At 64.8% G+C, this 20,213-nt stretch carries 18 protein-coding genes and 1 pseudogene; 13 read left to right on the plus strand and 6 right to left on the minus strand.

Annotated elements, in window-relative coordinates; all coding sequences use genetic code 11:
* Window positions 1-209, plus strand: a pseudogene (locus I6F12_RS05985) (hypothetical protein); the annotation flags it as partial.
* Between the two features lie 242 nt (window positions 210-451).
* On the opposite strand, the gene I6F12_RS05990 reads toward I6F12_RS05985, so the two are convergent.
* Window positions 452-667, minus strand: coding sequence for a hypothetical protein (locus I6F12_RS05990; RefSeq protein WP_225145867.1), 216 nt, complete (start codon window positions 665-667; stop codon window positions 452-454).
* Window positions 668-1,025: 358 nt separating this feature from the next.
* On the opposite strand from I6F12_RS05990, the gene I6F12_RS05995 reads away from it, so the two are divergent.
* The 5 genes from I6F12_RS05995 to I6F12_RS06015 all read left to right on the plus strand — a co-directional run bounded on the left by I6F12_RS05995 (window position 1,026) and on the right by I6F12_RS06015 (window position 3,932).
* Window positions 1,026-1,532, plus strand: coding sequence for a DUF2243 domain-containing protein (locus tag I6F12_RS05995; RefSeq protein WP_225155754.1), 507 nt, complete (start codon window positions 1,026-1,028; stop codon window positions 1,530-1,532).
* A complete protein-coding gene (locus I6F12_RS06000; RefSeq protein ID WP_156447251.1) occupies window positions 1,504-1,668 on the plus strand; it encodes a hypothetical protein in 165 nt (54 codons plus the stop codon). Before I6F12_RS05995 ends, I6F12_RS06000 begins: the two co-directional genes overlap by 29 nt.
* Window positions 1,669-1,682: 14 nt before the next feature.
* Entirely contained in the window at window positions 1,683-2,468 is a 786-nt protein-coding gene (locus tag I6F12_RS06005; protein WP_036005027.1) for a succinate dehydrogenase iron-sulfur subunit, read from the plus strand.
* Between the two features lie 79 nt (window positions 2,469-2,547).
* On the plus strand, window positions 2,548-2,985 hold the full coding sequence (locus I6F12_RS06010) for an NUDIX hydrolase (RefSeq protein ID WP_109144235.1): 438 nt from the start codon (window positions 2,548-2,550) through the stop codon (window positions 2,983-2,985).
* A gap of 50 nt (window positions 2,986-3,035) precedes the next feature.
* Window positions 3,036-3,932 carry an SIR2 family protein gene (locus I6F12_RS06015; RefSeq protein WP_225145654.1) on the plus strand — a complete coding sequence of 299 codons (897 nt, stop codon included), beginning with the start codon at window positions 3,036-3,038 and terminating at the stop codon, window positions 3,930-3,932.
* On the opposite strand, the gene I6F12_RS06020 is transcribed toward I6F12_RS06015, so the two are convergent.
* On the minus strand, window positions 3,929-4,933 hold the full coding sequence (locus I6F12_RS06020) for a patatin-like phospholipase family protein (RefSeq protein WP_225145655.1): 1,005 nt from the start codon (window positions 4,931-4,933) through the stop codon (window positions 3,929-3,931). The genes I6F12_RS06015 and I6F12_RS06020 overlap by 4 nt on opposite strands.
* 267 nt (window positions 4,934-5,200) lie before the next feature.
* On the opposite strand from I6F12_RS06020, the gene I6F12_RS06025 reads away from it, so the two are divergent.
* The gene (locus I6F12_RS06025) at window positions 5,201-6,397 is read left to right on the plus strand and encodes an NADH-quinone oxidoreductase subunit D (RefSeq protein WP_036005022.1); all 1,197 of its coding nucleotides are present in this window, start codon (window positions 5,201-5,203) and stop codon (window positions 6,395-6,397) included.
* Between the two features lie 21 nt (window positions 6,398-6,418).
* Here I6F12_RS06025 and glgX read toward each other — a convergent pair whose 3' ends face one another.
* Window positions 6,419-8,656 carry a glycogen debranching protein GlgX gene (gene glgX / locus I6F12_RS06030; RefSeq protein WP_225155755.1) on the minus strand — a complete coding sequence of 746 codons (2,238 nt, stop codon included), beginning with the start codon at window positions 8,654-8,656 and terminating at the stop codon, window positions 6,419-6,421.
* Between the two features lie 20 nt (window positions 8,657-8,676).
* Window positions 8,677-8,910 (minus strand): DUF3606 domain-containing protein, encoded by a 234-nt coding sequence (locus I6F12_RS06035; RefSeq protein WP_036005232.1) that lies wholly within the window; start codon window positions 8,908-8,910, stop codon window positions 8,677-8,679.
* Window positions 8,911-9,081: 171 nt separating this feature from the next.
* Here I6F12_RS06035 and treZ point away from each other — a divergent pair, with 171 nt between their 5' ends.
* Entirely contained in the window at window positions 9,082-10,911 is a 1,830-nt protein-coding gene (gene treZ, locus I6F12_RS06040) for a malto-oligosyltrehalose trehalohydrolase (RefSeq protein ID WP_225155756.1), read from the plus strand.
* A gap of 27 nt (window positions 10,912-10,938) precedes the next feature.
* On the opposite strand, the gene I6F12_RS06045 is transcribed toward treZ, so the two are convergent.
* Both I6F12_RS06045 and I6F12_RS06050 read right to left on the minus strand, forming a co-directional pair.
* Complete coding sequence (locus I6F12_RS06045; protein ID WP_036005227.1) at window positions 10,939-12,357, minus strand: cytosine permease; 1,419 nt, start codon at window positions 12,355-12,357, stop codon at window positions 10,939-10,941.
* Between the two features lie 266 nt (window positions 12,358-12,623).
* Window positions 12,624-13,118 (minus strand): MarR family transcriptional regulator, encoded by a 495-nt coding sequence (locus I6F12_RS06050; protein ID WP_225114753.1) that lies wholly within the window; start codon window positions 13,116-13,118, stop codon window positions 12,624-12,626.
* Between the two features lie 160 nt (window positions 13,119-13,278).
* Between I6F12_RS06050 and I6F12_RS06055 the strand changes: the two genes are divergently transcribed.
* From I6F12_RS06055 to I6F12_RS06075, 5 genes are all read left to right on the plus strand, one after another.
* Window positions 13,279-14,556, plus strand: coding sequence for an amidohydrolase/deacetylase family metallohydrolase (locus I6F12_RS06055; protein ID WP_225155757.1), 1,278 nt, complete (start codon window positions 13,279-13,281; stop codon window positions 14,554-14,556).
* 9 nt (window positions 14,557-14,565) lie between these two features.
* Entirely contained in the window at window positions 14,566-16,959 is a 2,394-nt protein-coding gene (locus I6F12_RS06060; RefSeq protein ID WP_225155758.1) for a xanthine dehydrogenase family protein molybdopterin-binding subunit, read from the plus strand.
* Window positions 16,956-17,789 (plus strand): FAD binding domain-containing protein, encoded by an 834-nt coding sequence (locus I6F12_RS06065; RefSeq protein ID WP_225155759.1) that lies wholly within the window; start codon window positions 16,956-16,958, stop codon window positions 17,787-17,789. The genes I6F12_RS06060 and I6F12_RS06065 overlap by 4 nt, the downstream gene beginning before the upstream one ends.
* Entirely contained in the window at window positions 17,786-18,982 is a 1,197-nt protein-coding gene (locus I6F12_RS06070; protein WP_225155760.1) for a 2Fe-2S iron-sulfur cluster-binding protein, read from the plus strand. The genes I6F12_RS06065 and I6F12_RS06070 overlap by 4 nt, the downstream gene beginning before the upstream one ends.
* A 76-nt stretch (window positions 18,983-19,058) precedes the next feature.
* Window positions 19,059-20,213 carry an ABC transporter substrate-binding protein gene (locus I6F12_RS06075; protein WP_036004998.1) on the plus strand — a complete coding sequence of 385 codons (1,155 nt, stop codon included), beginning with the start codon at window positions 19,059-19,061 and terminating at the stop codon, window positions 20,211-20,213.

Consider the following 20,213-nt stretch of genomic DNA (forward strand, 5'->3'; position numbering starts at 1 on the left):
GGACAGCGCAATCGAGCGGCGGCTCCGGCCCACGGGGATCGACGACCGTCGGCCGACCCGGCAATCCTGCAGGCGGCACCAATATCGGACGCATCGATGGGACCGTCACGCCCGGACCCTCGCTGCAGGGCGACGACCAGATTCGTTCGGAGACCTCCCGCGATTCCGAGGCGGATCGAAAGATCAAAGGCATCTGCAGGGGATGCTGAGTCCATGATGCTGACCCCTTGATCAGCAGGGCTATCGCATTTGAGTTTTTCCCTGCGGCCATCCTTCGAGACGCCCGCTTGAGGCGGGCTCCTCAGGATGAGGTCGGAGTGCGCGGCAGCAGTTTCAACGGGCACTGACACCGATTAGCCTCATCCTGAGGAGGCGCGTCAGCGCCGTCTCGAAAGACGAGGCGTGCGCGCAGACCGCCGCCACAAGTCATATGCGATTGCGCTGCCCCTGATCAGGACGCCGGCTTGACCGGCGTCCAGTCCAGGTCCGCATCATCGCAAGGCTCGGGGTCGGCCGGGCAAGGCCTGATCTTCAACTCGTCCTCGAGCACCGCCTCGCCCTCGGCATGCTCGACCAACCCCGCCTCATCGGCTCTCTCCAGCGCTTCCTCCTTGGTCGGAAACGTGCGGCTCATCTTCTCTCCGTCCTTGAACAGGGCGTATGCCATGATCGCCTCTCTGGCTTCCGTCGCTACGCGCTATGCGATTTCCCTGAGGTTACTCAGGGTCGACAATCCGAGGCCACCCAAAGCAAGCAAGAACGATCTTCTCGGCATGTGCATCTCCAACATGTGAGCGACAGACGCAGCGTGATATCGAACGTTCCTATCGGGAATGAAGCCGATGACCAATCGCGCACGCGTGCCGACGAACGTCTCGCTCGCCTTAACGCATGTTAGTCTCGATCAATTGGCACGATTGATCGCAAGCTCGATCCCAGTGAGATGCTGATCGCCATAGGAACGTGTCCGTCTAGCATGGCTTAATTCCGCATCGGAAGTGCCGAGCCGCGCACGAGTTCACCACATGCAAGACAGACAAAGCAATTTCCCGACGTCCGCAGGCGTCCTTCTCGGACTTGGCCTCGGCGCATTCTTCGACGGCATCGTCTTTCATCAGCTGCTGCAATGGCATCATATGTTAAGCGGCTGGTATCCGCTCGATTCCATCGAGAACATCACCCTCAATACGACTTGGGACGGCATCTTTCACAGTACCGCCTATGTCCTCGTGCTCGCTGGGCTTTATCTGTTATGGCAGCGGGCACGCCGAGGCGCGCCGCGGTGGTCCCGCTCGCAGTGTCTCGGGACGATCCTGATCGGGTGGGGCATCTTCAATCTCGTCGAAGGCGTGATCGATCACCAGATCCTGAGATTGCATCATGTGAACGAGACCGTGCCCGACGGCCAGCGCATTATCTGGGATATCGGCTTCCTGCTGTGGGGAGCTGCGATGATCGTCATGGGCGTTGCCATGGCACGCGCGGGCGCGCAGGAGGGAGTGCATGCGAAAGGCAGCTTACAGGCTCGTTAGAAACACGCCGCCGGCTCTGGTCTACGTGATGTTTCTGCTGCTGCTCGTGCTCGCGACGGCGCCGGCGTTTCGGCCAGTGCTGTTCGGCCTCTCCGTCGACGATCTCTTGCAGTTGCGCTGTTTTTCGCCGGTCTGAGCGCGGAGGGGACCATGGTGGAGTTCAGGCTTCCAAGAAACTCCCGCATCGAGCAGGGGGTGGTCTGGCCAAAGCCGGCCGGCAAGAGCTTGCGGGAATTTCAGGTCTATCGCTGGAATCCGGACGATGGCCGCAATCCCAGGCTCGACACCTATTTCGTCGATCAGACGGATTGCGGGCCGATGGTGCTGGACGGGCTGATCTGGATCAAGAACAACATCGACTCGACCCTGACCTTCAGGCGATCCTGCCGAGAGGGCGTTTGCGGCTCCTGCTCGATGAACATCGCCGGCCAGAACACGCTGGCATGCACGAGATCGATGAACGAGGATGTTGCGGAAGGCGAGCCGCTCCGCGTGCTTCCCCTGCCGCATCAGCCGGTGGTGAAGGACCTGGTGCCGGATCTGACCAACTTCTACGCGCAGCTCGCACTCATCGAGCCGTGGCTGCAGACCACGTCCCCCACGCCGCAGAAGGAATGGCGGCAGAGCCACGAGGATCGGGCGAAACTCGACGGATTGTACGAGTGTATTCTCTGCGCGTGCTGCTCGACCTCATGCCCGAGCTATTGGTGGAATTCCGAGCGTTTTCTCGGGCCGGCAGCCCTGATCCAGGCGGCGCGCTGGATCAATGACAGCCGGGACGAAGCCACCGGCGAACGCCTCGACATGCTCGAGGATCCCTTCAGGATTTATCGCTGCCACACCATTCTGAATTGCGCGAAAGCATGCCCAAAGGGCCTCAATCCCGGAGAAGCCATTTCGGCTCTGCGGCTCAAGATGGTCGAGCGGAAGTTCTGATCGCGAGCGAGACGCCACTGCGCAAAACAGGAACCATGGCTGCGGCGCTCGCTTATCAGACGCGAGTTGGAGGCGCCTGATGGGAAAGAAGCAATTTGCCGCTCTGCCGTTTCGGCTGGACAAGTCCGAGCTGCGGGTGATGCTGATCACGACCAGGCGCAAGCGCAGGTGGAGCGTCCCAAAGGGATCGCCGATGCGCAACAAGGAGCCGCACCTGACGGCTGCGCTCGAAGCCTATGAGGAGGCGGGCCTGGTCGGTGTCGTGGCCACGCGCGCACTGGGCAGCTTCAAGCATCGCAAGCGAAAAGGTGATCGCAAGCGGACCATGAACGTTGCCGTCTTCCCCATGAAGGTGCACGGGCGGGAGCGCTGGTGGCCCGAGAAGGGCGAGCGGGAGGCGATCTGGGTCTCGCCGAAGACGGCGGCGCGCCTGGTGCACAAGGCGCAGCTCCGGCGCCTGATCGCCCGGTTCGCGGCGCAGACGGCGCGCGAGACATCCTCGCCGCTCGGCCGCTGAGGGGTGGTCCGGGATTAGGAACGCGTCGCGCGCCCAATCATTCAAGGTTGATGGACCAACAAACCACGGGGCTCATATCGGAGGAGCGGCCGCCTCACGACATCCTGGCAGCGGCGATCGAGCGACGCCGCGCTGTCCTGTTTGTGGGCGCCGGGGTCTCGATGGCCGTCGGCCTACCGTCCTGGCAGTCCCTGATCGATCATCTCCTTGACGATCTCGGCCTCGATCGCAACCTCATCGATGGAATGCATGGCGGCTATCAGATGCTCGCGGAATATTATCGGATCAAGCGCGGCGGGATCGGCCCGCTGCGCAGCTGGCTCGACCGCAATTGGCGTGTCGACCCCGAGAAGATCGCCGCTTCAGAGCTGCACCGGATGATCGTCGAGCTGGATTTTCCGGTCATCTACACCACCAATTACGATCGCAACCTCGAAACCGCGTTCGACGTGCTGAACAAGCCCTTTGCGAAGATCAGCAACGCGAAGGAGATCGCGAGCGCTCGCGCCGGCGTCACCCACATCATCAAATTCCACGGCGACTTCGATGACGATGCTTCGCTGGTTCTGACCGAGACCGATTTTCTCAACCGGCTCGCCTTCAATTCCCCGCTCGATATCCGCTTTCGCGCGGATGCGCTGGGAAGCACGCTGCTCTTCGTCGGATACAGCATGTCCGATCCGAACATCCGGCTGCTGCTGCACCGGATCTGGCAGATCTGGGACGAGTCCGGGCACAGCCAGGACCGGCCGCGATCCTTCGTATTCGTCGCGCAGCGCAATCCGGTGCAGGAGGCGGTGCTCGCCAACTGGGGCATCACCACCATCGCCCCGCCCGAGGGTATGGCTGCCGATGACGGTCTCAGGCGGCTGCTGCGCGACATTCGCGAGCGGCTTGACGGCAGGACAGCGCCTAGCTCCGGTCCCGACACCGAGAGACATCGCTAGGGCCGCCGCACGCTGCAGATCTCGTTCGGGGCTAGAGTGAGGCTTGCGGCATATTGCATATCCAGAAAGCCGGCGCGCCAGCGCTGCGCCATGGCCGTCTCCGACAGATCAAAGGACTTTTCCGGCCCGGCCTCCTCGCGGCCCGGCCGGTAGCTCAGGAGATAGACCTCGTCCTTGTAGTGGAGGTCCTGAAGCTCGGCGCGGAGCTGACGGGCCTCCAGAGCGTAGCCGAGGCGCTGGAAGGTCTGGTTGCCGAAGGTCAGGTCGCTCTTGCGCTCGGAGGCGGCCTCGAGCCCATCGGGGACTTTGCCGTCGCGCGGAAACAGATCGATCACATAGAGGCGGAGCGGGCCTGCAGTCTCCAGGATCGGATCGAACGGCGCGTTCAGCGAGAACCCGCCGTCGCCAAGCCAGCGGCCGGCGATCTGCACCGGAGCGAATTCGGGGAGAAAGCCGCAGCTGGCCAGGATATGGTCCATTTCGATCCGCTCCGATGCGGAGTCGAACAACACGGCATCGCCGCTCTCGACATCGGTGGCGCAGATCGTGATGCGCAGATCGCCGCCATTCAGACGTCCGAAATCAATCAAGCGCTGCAGGCGTTGGCGGGTCGGGCCGAGATCGTAGATGCCGCCGTAGTGAGACGCCGGAATGGGGAGGCGGGGGTGGAAGAAACCGGAATGACCCAGCACGCGCGTACTGATCGAGCTCAGCCACGCAAAAGTATGGCGGCCGGCGTTCGGCACGTCGGCTGGACTGCTTGGGGCATGCCAATAGCTGCGTAAATTGCGCAGCCGATCGTCGCACGGGCTCCCCGCGATCAGCGCGGCCGTGATGGCCCCGGCCGACGAACCGGTCACCCAGTCGATCGGCAGCCGAAGCGAACTGAGGGCTTCAAACACACCGCCATGATAGGCGCCGAGGCCGAGCCCGCCGGAGAACGTGATGGCGGTGAGAGGACGCTCGGCTGTGCCGCCAGGCTCAGCTGCACGGTCGGTCAAGACGGGCGCCAATTGCCGGTCGGGTGGTCGCGCCGATCACCGGTATCTCCCGCAATAGCGAAGATTGATCGCGAGAGCGGCGGCGAGCAATCGACATTCATCTCAAAGCTCCAATGTCGACAATTGAACGCGGCTCTTGATGCCGTGTTCCAAAGGCTCAAACGGCACGCATGGCCGCCCTTTGCGGCGAGCCGTTAACCTGTGTGAAGCCGGTCGCTGCAGATCGCGGCTAAGGTGACGGCTGCGACAGCTCCGACCGGAAGCGGGATGCCAGAACAATCTCCGAGCCTCAGAAATTTCACCATCAACTTCGGTCCTCAACATCCCGCCGCGCACGGGGTGTTGCGGCTGGTGCTCGAGCTGGACGGCGAAGTCGTCGAGCGCGTCGATCCGCATATCGGCCTTCTGCACCGCGGCACCGAAAAGCTGATCGAGGCCAAGACCTATCTCCAGGCCATTCCCTATTTCGACCGGCTCGACTACGTTGCTCCGCTGACCCAGGAACATGCCTTCTGCCTCGCCATCGAACGTCTGATCGGCATTGAGGTGCCGCGCCGCGGCCAGCTCATCAGGGTGCTCTATCACGAGATCAGCCGCATCCTCTCGCACCTTCTGAACGTCACCACCCAGGCCATGGACGTCGGCGCCTTGACCCCGCCGCTGTGGGGCTTCGAAGAGCGCGAGAAGCTCATGGTGTTCTACGAGCGCGCCTCCGGCAGCCGGATGCATGCCAATTATTTCCGGCCGGGCGGCGTGCACCAGGATCTGCCGCCCAAGCTGATCGACGACATCGAGGCCTGGTGTGATCCGTTTCTGAAAGTCGTGGATGATCTCGACCGCTTGCTAACGCTCAACCGGATCTTCAGGGCGCGCAACGTGGATATCGGCAGGGTGACGCTGGAGCAGGCCTGGGCGTGGGGATTTTCGGGCGTGATGGTGCGCGGCTCGGGCGCCGCCTGGGATTTGCGCAAGGCGCAGCCTTACGACTGCTATGCGGAGATGGATTTCGACATCCCCATCGGCAAGAACGGCGACTGCTACGACCGTTATCTCATTCGCATGGAGGAGATGAGGCAGTCCGTCCGCATCATGAAGCAGTGCATCGAGAAGCTGAAGTCGCCGGACGGCGGCGGCCCGGTGATCGTGCAGGACAACAAGGTCGCGCCGCCCCGGCGCGGTGAGATGAAGCGGTCGATGGAGGCGCTGATCCATCACTTCAAGCTCTACACCGAGGGCTTCCATGTTCCCCCCGGCGAAATCTACGTCGCCGTCGAGGCGCCCAAGGGCGAATTCGGCGTGTTTCTCGTCGCGGATGGGACCAACACCGCCTACAAGTGCAAGATCAGGTCGCCCGGCTTCGCCCATCTGCAAGCGATGGATTTCCTCTGCAAAGGGCATTTGCTGGCGGACGTCTCGGCGATCCTGGGCTCGCTGGACATCGTGTTCGGCGAAGTCGATCGCTGATCGTGAACGGCCGGCACGCACCTACTCGGGCAGAGGCGTGTCGGCGATGTCCAGCAGCGCGCCGAGGCCTTGACGGAGGCGCCGCGTCGCGATGCTGTCGTTGGCAAGGCCGAACACCACGAGCGAGCGCGCGGTCACCGCGTAAGCATGCCCGAACTCGAACTCGGCCATCGGCGCGTCGGGCCGATTGGTGTCGATCAAGCCCAGCCAGCTGTGTCCTTCGGTGACCTCCGGCAGGGTGAAGTTCACGACGTCGTGGTGCGCGTTGTAGACCAGCAGCATGGTCGCATCCGAGCCGCGCCGCTTGATCCCGGTCTCCTGCGCGCGGCCGTCGAGCAGCATGCCGAAGCATTTGGCGTTGCCGTCCTGCCATTGCTCCGTCGTCATCTCCTCGCCGGACGGCGACAGCCAGGTGACATCCTTGACGTCGAGCTCCTCGTTGTGCGAGCCGACCAGGAAGCGGCTGCGATATAGGATCGGAAACGCCTTGCGGGTGGCGATCAGCTTGCGCACGAACTCGCGCAGGCTGCGGCCGTTCGCGGTGATGCCCATCCAATTGAGCCAGGTGGTCTCGTTGTCCTGGGCGTAAGCGTTGTTGTTGCCGTTCTGGGTGTGCCCGAACTCGTCGCCTGCGAGCAGCATCGGCGTGCCGTGGGACAGCAGCATCGTCGCCAGCAGATTCCGCTTCTGGCGCTCACGCAAGGCGGTGATCTCGGGGTCGTTGGTCGGCCCTTCGGCGCCGCAATTCCAGGAATGGTTGTTGCTGTGACCGTCGCGATTGTCCTCGCCATTCGCCTCGTTGTGCTTGTCGTTGTAGGAGACGAGATCGTTGAGGTTGAAGCCGTCATGCGCGGTGACGAAATTGACGCTGGCCCAGGGCCGGCGTCCGCGCTTGTTGAAGAGGTCGCCGGAGCCCGAGACGCGCTTGGCGAAGTCGGGCAGCGTGCCCGGATCGCCCTTCCAGAAGGCTCGCACCGTGTCCCTGAACTTGTCGTTCCACTCGGCCCAGCCCGGCGGGAACTGACCGACCTGGTAGCCACCGGGCCCGATGTCCCAGGGTTCTGCGATCAGCTTGACGCTGGAGAGCACGGGATCCTGGCGGCAGGCGTCCAGGAAGCCGCCGCCTTCATCGAAGCCATAGGGTTCGCGCGCCAGGATGGTGGCGAGATCGAAACGGAAGCCGTCGACCCGCATCTCGGTCGCCCAGTAGCGCAAGGAATCGGCGACGAGTTGCAGCACACGCTGATGCGAGAGATTGACGGTGTTTCCGGTACCGGTGTCATTGATGTAGTAGCGCTTCTCGTCCGGCAGCAGGCGGTAATAACTGGCATTGTCGATGCCTTTGAACGACAGGGTCGGGCCGAGCTCGTTGCCTTCGGCGGTGTGATTGTAGACGACGTCGAGAATGACCTCGATGCCATGGGCGTGAAACTGGTTGACCATGGCCTTGAATTCGTTGGCCGACGTCGCCTTCAGGTAACGCGGCTCCGGCGCGAAGAAGGCAATGGAGTTGTAGCCCCAGTAATTGCGCAGGCCTTTCTCGACCAGATAGCTGTCGTCGACGAAGGCATGGATCGGCAATAGCTCGGCGCTGGTGATGCCGAGCGAGCGCAAGTAGGCCGGGATTTCCGAATGTGCGAGGCCCGAGAACGTGCCGCGATCGGCTTCCGGCACCAGCGGATGCAGCTGGGTGAAGCCTTTGACGTGCATCTCGTAGACGATCGTGCGCTCCCACGGCACTTCCGGCTTGCGCGCCACGCCCCAGGTAAAGGCGGGATCGATGACGCGGCATTTTTGCATCAAGGGCGCGCTGTCGCGTTCGTCGAATGACAGGTCCTTGTCGGCGTGATCGAGTTGGTAGCCGAACAGCTCCGGCCCCCAGCGGAGCTGGCCAACCAGCTGCCTGGCGTAGGGATCGAGCACAAGCTTGTTGGGGTTGAAGCGGTGGCCGGCGTCGGGTTCGTAAGGGCCGTGGACGCGATAGCCGTAGACAGTGCCGGGCCGGGCGGAGGGCAGATAGCCGTGCCAGACCTCGTCGGTAAATTCGGGCAGCTCGATGCGCTCGAGTTCCGTTTCGCCGGCATCGTCGAACAGGCAGAGCTCGACCTTGTTGGCGTGGGCGGAGAACAGCGCGAAATTGACGCCGAGGCCATCCCAGGTGGCGCCGAGCGGGAAAGGTCTGCCTTCGGTGATCCGGGTGCGGCGCAGGCGTGAGGCCGTCCGCGTCAGGGCGTCGTCTGAATGTGCTGGCTGGTCCATCTCTGCCCCCGAGTTGCCCGTCAGGATGTCGGCGCAGTCGCGGCGGTGGGCTCCACGTCGGCCGGCTTGGACGGCGCGTTGGCTTTTTGCAGAGCCGCCTCCTTGCTGATGGCCGGAATGGAGTTGCCGATCCGCCCGACGATCGCGATCAGCTCAGCGTCCGAAAGTCCGAGCCGTTTCTTGACGAGGCGCACCTGGGCGCGGTCGGTCAGGTCGAGCTTGTTGCGGATCAGTTGCGGCTTCGGGCGGCGCATGGCCACGGCTCCTGTCTGGGGTGGTAACCGTCGCGCTGCTGATTCCGTTCCCGTTGCGCTGCAAATGTCCGGCGTCGGCGCCGTGGAGGAACGAACGCACACGGCTCCGCTTTGTCGCCCCGACGCGCGCAATTGCATGCCGAGGTGGGCATGCCGCGAAAGGGGATGGGCTTGAGTCAAAGACTGGGAACGGCCGAGCAAAGTCGGCGCCATGGTCCTCAGATCGTCGATCATGGGGTCTCGTTCAACCTGTGGGCGCCGACGGCGCGATCGGTCGAGCTGCTCGAAATCGGCCAGTCGCCACGCAAGATGCCGCGCGATGCGGACGGCTGGTATCAGCTATTGAGCCAAACTGCGCGCGCCGGCACGCGCTATCAGTTCAGGATCAACCAAGACCTCGTCGTGCCCGATCCCGCCTCGTGCTTCCAGCCGAACGACGTCGGCGCGCCGAGCGAGGTGGTCGATACGGTCGCGTTGCGGGACCCGGTGCTCTATCCGGGCCGTCCCTGGGCGGAAGCCGTGATCTACGAGCTGCATGTCGGCACGTTCAGCGAGGAGGGGACCTATGCCGGCGTCGAGAAGAAGCTGCCTTATCTTCGCGATCTCGGCATCACCGCCATCGAGCTGATGCCGCTCAACGACGTCCCCGGGCGGCACAATTGGGGCTATGACGGCGTGCTCCTGAACGCGCCGAATGCCCGCTATGGCCGGCCGGAGGATCTCAAGCGGCTGCTGCGCGCGGCGCATGCCCTTGACCTCATGGTCTATCTCGACGTCGTCTATAACCATTTCGGGCCGCAGCTGAACTATCTGCATCTCTATGCGGAGAACTTCTTCAACCCGCGCCACACCACCGGGTGGGGGCCCGCCGTCAACCTCGAAGGAGCCGACGGCGCGTTCGTGCGCGGGTTTCTGATCGAGAATGCCCTGATGTGGCTGCGCGATTATGGGTTCGACGGCCTGCGCTTCGATGCCGTTCATGCACTGAAGGACGACTCGAAACGTCATTTCCTGGTCGAGCTCGCCGAGACCCTGCGCAGCCAGCTGGCGGGCCGGCGCATCCATCTGATGCTGGAGAACGAAGCCAATCAGGCGCACCTGCTCGCGCGTTCGCAGGGACGAGCGACGTACTACGATGCGCAATGGGGCGACGACTTCCACAATGCGCTCCACGTCCTGCTCACGGGCGAGGACGAAGGTTATTACCGGGCGTTTGCGGACAAGCCGCTCGAGCATTTGGCGCGATCCCTCACCGAGGGCTTTGCCTATCAGGGCGAGGTGTTTCCCCTGCACCAGGCGCCGCGCGGCGAGCCGAGCGCTCATCTGCCGCCCGAAGCGACCATCTTCTTCGCCCAGAACCACGACCAGGTCGGCAACCGCGCTTTCGGGGAGCGGCTGTCGCGGTTGGTCGGTCCGGACAAGCTGGAGCTGGCCCTCGCACTGGTTCTGCTCAGCCCGCATATTCCAATGCTGTTCATGGGCGAGGAAGCGGCAGCCGAAACGCCCTTCCTGTTCTTCGCCGACTGGTCGGGCGAAGCCGCCGAACTGACACGGGAAGGCCGCCGCAAGGAGTTTTCACACTTCAAGGCGTTCGCGACGCCCGAAACGCGCGCCGGAATCCCGGACCCGTGCGACGAAAGAACCTTCCGCGCCTCCAAGCTGGACTGGACCCGCATCGAGCAATCGCCTTCCGGCACCAGGTTCCGAGCACTGACGACGCAGTTGTTGACGATCCGGCGCGAGAAGATCGTGCCGCTGATCAAACGCGGGTTCGTTTCGGCGCAGCGACAATTGCTCGGCGCGGATCCCAGCATGGGCGGCGTGGATGTGCGCTGGCAGACCGAGCAGGGCGACGTTCTGCAGATTGTCGCCAATCTCGCCGACCTCGAACTGCCGATGCCGTCGCTGGTCGACGGCGAGAGCCTGTGGCGATTGCGCCGTCATGTCGCCGGAGCACTTGCGCCCGGCGACATGATCGTGAGGCTTGGCCGCAAGCGCTGACGACAGACGAGGGTCAGCGCTCTCAGGCTAGCTGCCGGCACGGCTCGCGACGGCCGGTGTGGGCGAGGTCGCGAACTTGCCGAGCCCAAGGTAGACGAGGCCCGCCACGCCGATTCCGAACAACCAGCTCAGATCGGCACCGCCGAGCAGATAGATCGAGATCGGCCCCTGCAGCGCGCTGACGAGGCCGTCCTGCACCAGCCATCCGGCAACGAGGCCGGCGAAGAACGCGATCATGCCGGCCCAGTTGATGTCGCCATAGGCGCTGCTCTCCGGCGAGCGATAGAGCTCGGCCACCTCGATCTTGCCTTTGCGCTTGATGTAGAAGTCGGCGAGCACCACGCCGGCCCACGGGCTCATCCACAACAGCAGGCTGATCATCCAATGGTCGAACGCCTTCGCGAAGGACGGCGCGAAGATGAAGTAGAGGGTGACCAGATAACCGGCGACGCCGACGATAACGGTGAGCCAGAAGCGCGAGAGTTTCAGCCCCGCGCTTAAGGCCGCCAGCGCCGCCGAATAGACGTTGAGGATGTTGGTAGCGATCGGGCCGTGCAGCACCATCAGGAGGACAAGGATGCTGACGGGACCGCCGAACACCGCGCTGACCATCTTGGCGGGATCCGTGTCCAGCGTCGTCGAGGCAATGGTCGCGCCGAGAATGCCGAGCCAGACCGTCGGCACGAACATGCCGACATAGCTGTACCAGAACACGGCTTTCGACGGCGTGGAGCGCGGCACGAAGCGCGAATAGTCGGAGGCCCAGGTGACCCAGGAAATCCCCCAGCCGACGCCGATTGCGGTCATCAGCATCGTCAGCATCGCCAGATGCGCGCCGGGCGGCAGCGAGGTGGTCAGGTTCCAGTTGACGACGCCGGGCCGCGTCCAGGCCAGCACGCTCATCAGCACCATGATGGCGATGGTCGGCGGCACCGTGTACTTCTCGAAGGTGCGGATCGCGTAGAAGCCGTAGACGCCGATCATCACCTGCACCGCCATCACCAGCGTAATGACGATCATCTCGACCAGCCAGGTGTCGGGCACGCCGAACTGGCCGAGGATGCCCATCGAGACCTTGACCGGGAAATAGGTGTTCACGCCGATCCAGCCCAGCGTCATCAGGAACATCAGGATGCTCGGCAGGTAGGCGCCGCGGACGCCGAAGGCGGACCGGCTCAGCACCATCTGGTTGACGCCGGTCTTGTGTCCCATCACCGTGAAGGTCGCGAAGATCGCGCAGCCCACGATGTTGCCGAGCACGATGACCGCGATTGTCTCCATCAGGCCGAGCTTGAGGATGATGCCGAGCGCGCCGAGCGCCCAGTTCACCGGCGCGACGTTGGCGCCGGCCCAGATCCACATCTGCTGCGGCCCGGAGGAGTCCCGGTCCGCGTCGGGAATTGGCTCGATGCTGTGAATATCAGCGCGAAGTTCGGAATCCGTCATGGCATCCCCCAATACGAAGCACGCTTCGCATCATCGCAGCATAAATCGTGCCATGGGTTGCGGAGCGGCCGGGCCGGGCGCGTTTCGATGCCGGACGCAGCGAGGCTCGCCTCGGATGCGACTGCGTTTTCAAGCGCCGGCCATGCCGACGCGCCGGCCTGCCGCAGCACACCGGACCCGCCGCCAGTTGACGGCGATCGATGCACGGCCGGGCAGCGGTACGATGATAAATTAAGCAGCCCAACTCAAAAGCGCAGCACTCGCCTCTAGTCGAATAGGGCAGCGGCGCTGTCGCGACTGGGATGGCCGGCCACGATGCGCTGCATCATCTCGATGAAGAGCGCCTGTTCCCGCTGGCTCAAATCGCCGAGCGTTGCGCGATGCGCCCGCCGTGCCGCGCCCTCGATTTTAACCAGCAGCGCGGCGCCGGCCGGCGTCAGGCGGCACAATCGCGCGCGCCGATCGTCCTTGTTCACCGCGCGCTCGACCAGGTTGCGCGCAGCGAGGCGCTTCAAGGCGCCCGTCGTCGTGGTGCGATCGAGCGCGATATCGGCCGCCAAAGTGGTCTGATCGGCGGTTTCTCGCACCGCCAGCGCCGAGAGCAGGCTGTATTGCAGCGGCGTGACCTCGAATTCGCCGCAGGCTTCCTGAAACAGCGCGACGTGAATCTGGTGCAGCCGGCGGATCAGATAGCCGGGCCGTTCCGACAAGGGCCAGGGGCGGTGCCGCGTCCCGCCGCGACGTGTCTTCGCTTGCCGCAATGCACACACTCCCAAGCCGAAACCCTGCCGCGCTTAGCTCGATTCGAGTGCGCCTGCCACATCGGGATCATGGCACGATGCTTGCTTTTGTCAAAATGCGAAGCATGCTTCGTAATTCGAGGGACGAAGCCGTCGCCCCTCGCAAGAAGAGGAGAGCGCCATGTCCGTCACTGCCAGCTTCGATCTTCTGCTCCGGGGTGGCCGCGTGATCTGTCCGGCCTCCGGCGTCGATGGCCTCAAGGACGTCGCCATCCGCAATGGCAAGATCGCGGCGGTCGCGTCCGACATTCTGCCGACCAGCGCGAAGGAGGTCGCCGATGTCAGCGGCAAGCTCGTGCTGCCCGGGCTGATCGACACCCACGCGCACGTCTATCAATATGTCTCCGGCCGTTTCGGCATGAACCCCGACATGGTCGGGGTGCAGTCCGGCGTGACCACGCTGGTCGACCAGGGCGGTCCGTCCTGCATGACGCTGCCGGGTTTCCGCCATTTCATCGCGGAAGCCTCGGCCTCGCGCGTCTATGCGTTTATCTCCGCCTATCTCGTCGGCGGCCTCGAGGGCCATTTCTATCCGCAGCTCTACAGCCCCGACGGCGTCGACATCGATGCGACCGTCAAGGCGGCAACCGCCAATCTCGATCTCGTGCGCGGCATCAAGGCTCACGCGGAGATCGGCGGCTTCGCGCGCTGGGGCATTCGCGTGATCGAGATGGCGGCCGAGATCGGCAAGCGCGCCGACCTGCCGGTCTATGTGCATTTCGGCCAACTCTGGGGCCTGCCCGAGAGCGGCGCCAATGGCGAGGATGCCGACACCATCCTCACCCGCGTCATTCCGCTCTTGCGCGAGGGCGACATCCTCGCTCATCCCTTCACGCGCCATCCCGGCGGCTTCGTCAATCGCGAGGGCGAGGTGCATCCGGTGATCCAGGCCGCGCTCGACCGCGGCCTCAAGGTCGATGTCGGCCACGGCAGCCATTTCTCCTATCGGCTCGCGAAGAAGGCGATCGCCGCCGGAATCATTCCGACCACGCTCGGCGCCGACATCCACGGCTACAACACCCATGTGCCCGCGCCGGCCGGAACGCCCGACCAGCACGAGGACGATGAGAATCATCCCTTCGCGGGGCAAGCCAAGTTCAGCCTGGTCCAGGCGATGAGTTCGATGATGGCGCTCGGCCTGTCGCTGGAACAGGTGGTGCCGATGGTCACCTCCAATCCCGCAAAAATGCTTGGTCGCAGCCACGAGATTGGTGCGCTCAAGATCGGCATGGACGCCGACGTCTCCGTGCTCACGGAGAAAAACGGCCGCTTCGTCCTCAAGGACAACGAGAACAACGAGGTGATTGCCGAGCGCCTGCTGCAGCCAGCCTTCTGCCTGCGCGCCGGCACCCGCTTCGACGCGGTCGCGCCGATCCTGCCGCAGGCCGTCGCGGCATAAGGCCGGGCGGTGAAGGAGAACGCGAAGTTGCGCAGCGAGCGAGAATTTCCGGACGGAAAGACGGGGCAGGGCGTTGGCGCGCGGCTCCCGCGCAAGGAAGACGACCGCCTGATGCGCGGCCGCGGCCAATATGTCGGCGACGTCAGGCTCGCCGGCCTTCAGGACGTCGCCTTCGTGCGCAGCCCGCTGGCGCATGCGCGCATCCGCGGCATCCATGTGCCCGAACGCCATCGCGGCAGCGTGTTCACGGCGACCGATCTCGTCGGCATCAAGCCGATCCGTGCGGTGTCGGGCCTGCCGGGCTTCAAGATCTCGGAGCAGCCGGTGCTCGCCACCGGCAAGGTGCGCCAGGTCGGTGAGCTCGTCGCGATGTGCCTCGCGCCGACCCGCGCCGAGGCCGAGGACATCGCGGCCTCCGTGACGCTCGATCTGGAGGAGCTGCCGGCGATCCATGACATGCTGAAGGCGCGCGAGCCCGGCTCGGCGCTGGTGCACGAGCATTGGGGCGACAACGTCTTCCTGGAGACCAATTACGAGGTCGACATCTCCGCCGCGCTCGATGCGCCGATCAAGGTGACGCGCGAGATCTCGACGGCGCGGCAATGCATGTCGCCGCTGGAAGGCCGCGGCGTGGTCGCGAACTTCGACAAGAGGCTCGACCAGCTCACGCTGCATTCGGCGGCCCAGATGCCGCACATCACGCGCAGCGGCCTCGCCGAATGCCTCGACATGGAGGAGGGCCAGATCCGCGTCATCTCGCCCGACGTCGGCGGTGGTTTCGGTCACAAGGGAATTTTGCTGCCCGAAGAGGTCTGCCTGTCCTGGCTGACGATGCGCTGCGGCCATCCCGTCCGCTGGCTCGAAGACCGCCGCGAGCATCTCGTCGCCAGCTCCAATTGCCGCGAACATCATTACAAAATCACGGTCTATGCTGACCGTGACGGCACGCTGCGCGGCATCGATTGCGAAGCGACGGTGGATTCCGGCGCCTACTCGTCCTATCCGTTCTCCGCGTGTCTCGAAGCCGCGCAGGTCGCCAGCATCCTGCCCGGTCCCTACAAGATGCCGGCCTATCGCTGCCGCACCTTCTCGGTCGCCACCAACAAATGCCCGATCCTGCCCTATCGCGGCGTCGCGCGCACCGGCGTCTGCTTTGCGCTGGAATTGATGCTCGACCTCGTGGCGGCGGAAGCCGGCCTAGAGCCCGGCGAGGTGCGGCTGCGCAATCTGGTGCGCTCTGAACAGATGCCGTTCGACAACATCACCAAGAAGCATTTCGACAGCGGCGATTATCCGGAAGCGATGCGCCGCGCGCTCGCGGCCATCGACATCGACGCCATCCGCGCCAGGCAAAAGCAGGGCGAGGCCGACGGCCGCCGCATCGGCGTCGGCATCTCCATCTATTGCGAGCAGGCCGCGCACGGCACCTCGGTCTATTCCGGCTGGGGCATCCCGATGGTGCCGGGCCATGAGCAGGCCTCGGCGCGCCTGACGCCGGACGGTGGCCTTGAACTGCGCGTCGGCGTGCACTCGCACGGGCAGGGCATGGAGACGACGCTCGCCCAGGTCGCGCACGAAATCCTCGGCGTGGATGTCGCAAACATCCGCATCGTCCTCGGCGACACCGCGATGACGCCCTATTCGACCGGCACCTGGGGCTCGCGCTCGATGGTGATGGCGGGTGGTGCGGTCGCGACGGCCTGCCGCGAACTCGGCGAACGTGCGCGCCGCATCGGCGCGAAACTCTTGCAGCACGATCCGGCCTCGGTGGTGTTGCAGAATGGCGAGGTGCGCGGCGTCAACGGCAGCGTCAGCCTGAAGGCGATCGCCCACACCTGGTACCGCCGCCCGCAGGATTTGCCGCCAGACGTCGATCCCGGCGGGCTCGAGGTCACCCAAGGCTACAAGCCCGTGCGCGACAGCGGCACCTTCAGCTATGCCGCGCATGCAGCCGTGGTCGCGGTCGATCCTGATATCGGCGAGGTCGAGATCCTCGACTATGTGATCGTCGAGGACGGCGGCGTGCTGGTCAATCCGCTCGTCGTCGACGGCCAGATCTATGGCGGCCTCGCGCAAGGCATCGGCACCGCGCTCTACGAGGAAATGCCGTTCGACGCCTCCGGCCAGCCGCTGGCGACGACGCTCGCGGATTACCTGCTGCCCGGCCCGACCGAGGTCCCGGCCGCGCGCCTCGACCACATGGAGACGCCGTCGCCCTATACGCAATTCGGGGTGAAGGGCATCGGCGAGGGCGGCGCCATCGCACCGCCCGCCGCAATCGCCAATGCCGTCAACGACGCGCTGCGCCCGCTCGGCGTCGAGCTGATGCAGTCGCCGATCACGCCGCATCGCATCGTCGCGGCGGTGCTGGCCGCGCGTGCGGCTGAGAGGAGCGCGGCATGAAACCGGCGCCCTTTGCTTACGAGCGCCCGCGCGATCTCGATGCGGCTCTCTCGATGCTGGCCGCAAGCGGCGGATCGGCGAAGATCATCGCCGGCGGCCAATCGCTCGGCCCGATGCTCAATCTGCGGCTGGTGCAGCCGGAGCTGATTATTGACATTTCCGGCCTTGCCGAGCTCAAGCGCGCAGAGGTCTCCGGCGACGAGCTCGTGCTGGGCGCCCTCGTCACCCATGCCGATATCGAGGACGGCCGCACGGCCGACGTGACCCGCGGCGCCATGCGGGCTGTCGCTGCCAACATCGCCTATCGCGCGGTGCGCAATCGCGGCACGATCGGCGGCTCGCTCAGCCATGCCGATCCCGCCGCGGACTGGATCTCGGCGCTGGCGGCCCTGGGTGCGCGCGTGACATTGCGCAGTCTTGCCGGTGTGCGATCGATGGCGGTCGAAGCGTTTGTGGTCGGTGCGCTGGAATCTGCGCTGCATGCCGGCGAGATCGTCGAGGCGGTCCATGTGCCGGCGCGATCAGCGACGGCGCATTGGGGTTATGCCAAGAGCTGCCGCAAGACCGGCGAATTTGCCCACGCGATCGGTGCGGTGCTGGTCGATCCCGCCGCCGCCGCGGCGCGTATCGTCATCGGTGCAATCGACACGGCGCCGATCGTCGTCACGAATGCCGAGCTGTTCGGCGGGCGGATCGCCGCCGACTACAAGCAGCGTTTCGATGTTCGTGTCGCCGATGCCCTGCTCGCAAGCGCCGGCATCGACGATGCCGCGCAGCGCCACATCCATGTCAGCGTGCTGAAGCGCGCCGTTCTGGAGGCCGCGGCATGACCACGATCGCGCTTCAGGTCAATCGCCGCGCGGTGGAGCTGCACGCGGAGCCGCGCACCAGTCTTGCCGATTTCGTCCGCGACAGGCTCGATCTCACCGGCACGCATCTCGGCTGCGAGCACGGGGTCTGCGGCGCCTGCACTGTGCTGCTCGACGGCGTGCCGGCGCGCTCCTGCATCACCTATGCGGCGGCCTGCGAGGGCGCCGATGTCACCACGATCGAAGGCCTCGACGAGGACGAGATCACGACCGAGCTGCGCGCTGCCTTCACCCGCGAGCACGCGCTTCAGTGCGGCTATTGCACGCCCGGCATGCTGGTCTCGGCGCGCGACCTGGTGCTGCGTCTGCCCGACGCCGACGAGCGCCAGATCCGCATTGGCCTCAGCGGCAATCTCTGCCGCTGCACAGGCTATGTCGGCATTGTGCGCGCGGTGCAGTCCGTGATCGAGGCAAGGCGCGCGCGCAACGTCGCGCCGGTGGCGGATGGAGGCCGGACCGTCCTTGGTCCTGCCGGCTCGGGGCGAGCGGCAACCGCCCGGAACGAGCTGCGGCGCGCGCGGCACGCGCCAGCTCCGGCACCGGAAAGTGCCACCCCAAGCAGCATCCCCGACTTCACGCCGGCAACCGTGCTCGATCAGCGCTTCACGTTGCCGTATCCGCCGGCAAAGGTGTTCGCGATGTTCGAGGACATCGCAGGCATCGCCGCCTGCCTCCCTGGCGTATCGCTGTCGTCGACGCCAAAGCCGGAGCGCGTCGAAGGATCGATCCGCGTCAGGCTCGGTCCGATCGCAGCAAGCTTCGAGGGGGCCGCGCGTGTCGAGCGGGATCCCGCGACACTCTCGGGGCGCATCGTCGGCATCGGTACCGACCAGCGCAGCCATTCCGCGACGCAGGGCGAGATCCGTTACCGCCTGCTGCCGCTCGAAGGCGGCGCGGCGACCGCGGTCGAACTGTCGATCGGCTACACGCTCACGGGAATGCTGGCTCAGGTCGGTCGTCCCGGCCTGGTGCGAGACCTTGCAAAACGTCTCGTTGCGGAGTTCGCCGCCAATCTCGACCGCCACATGTCCGGCGCCTCGTCGGGGCAGGCAGGTCCGGCGGAGCTCAGCTTCTGGTCGATTGCATCGGACGTCTTGCGAGCCCGGCTCGTGCAAACATTTCGCCGCACCTTCGGAAGAGGTGGCGCGGAATGATCGGCGAACCGGCGCCGCGGAGTGACGAAGCCTGGACTGCCCTGACATCAACAGCGTGGGATTTGGAGAGACAAACATGACACGAACACTCGGACTGGTTCCGGCAATCGCGTTGGCGACGGCCTTGTTCGGCGGCGCCGCGGGGGCGCAGACCATCAAGATCGGCGTCAACGAGCCGCTCACCGGCGCGTTCGCGGCCTCAGGCACTTACGTCGTTAACGGTGCCAAGATCGCCGCCGACGAGATCAACGCCAAGGGCGGCATCCTCGGCAAGAAGATCGAGCTCGTCATCGAGGACAACAAGAGCAACCCGACGGAGGCCGCCGCCGTCGCCGAGAAGCTCATCACAAGCGACAAGGTGCCGGTCCTGATGGGCGCCTGGGGCTCGAGCCTGACGCTCGCGGTGATGCCGAAGCTGATGGAATACGAGACGCCGATGGTGGTGGAGACCTCGTCCTCCGGCAAGATCACGACGACGGGCAATCCCTTCATCTTCCGCATCTCGCCGCCCTCCGCGATCGAGGCGGCCGCGTTCAAGAACATCGTCGACAAGCTCGCGCTCAAGAAGGTCGACTTTCTCGTCATCAACAACGACTGGGGCCGCGGCACCGCCGAGGATTTCAGCAAGATGATGAAGGAGAAGGGCATCGGCATCGGCCTGGTCGAGACCATGGACCAGGGCGCGCAGGACATGAGCGCGCAGCTCTCCAAGATCAAGAGCTCGGACTCTGAGACCGTCATCGTCACCACCGCCGTCGACCAGCTCACGCTGATCTTCAAGCAGGCCGCTGCGCTCGGCCTGAAGAAGCGCATCATCACCACCGGCGGCTCGCAGAACCCGGACCAGATCATCGCCCAGGCGGGAGCGGCCGCCAACGGCACCATGCATCTGACCACCTTCCTGCCCTGGTTCCCGGACAAGACGCCGAACCCGGAAGCCACCAACTATTTCATCGCGGAATGGAAGAAGCGCGGCTTCGACTTCGCCGGCTGCACCGAGAGTTTCCGTGGCTATGACGGCATCCGCACCGTCGCCGCCGCGATCGAGAAGGCCGGCAAGGCTGAGCCTGCCGCGATCAAGGCGGCGCTCTGGAACATCAACATCAAGGGGCTGAACGGCGACATCGTGTTCCGCAAGTCGGGCCCCGAGGGCAAGGAAAGCGGTCAGAGCCAGCCGAATGTCTATCTCATCGAGATCGCCGACGGCAAGATCGAGATGAAGACGCTCTGA

The organism is Bradyrhizobium sp. IC4059 (assembly GCF_020193615.1).
Classification (GTDB): domain Bacteria; phylum Pseudomonadota; class Alphaproteobacteria; order Rhizobiales; family Xanthobacteraceae; genus Bradyrhizobium; species Bradyrhizobium yuanmingense.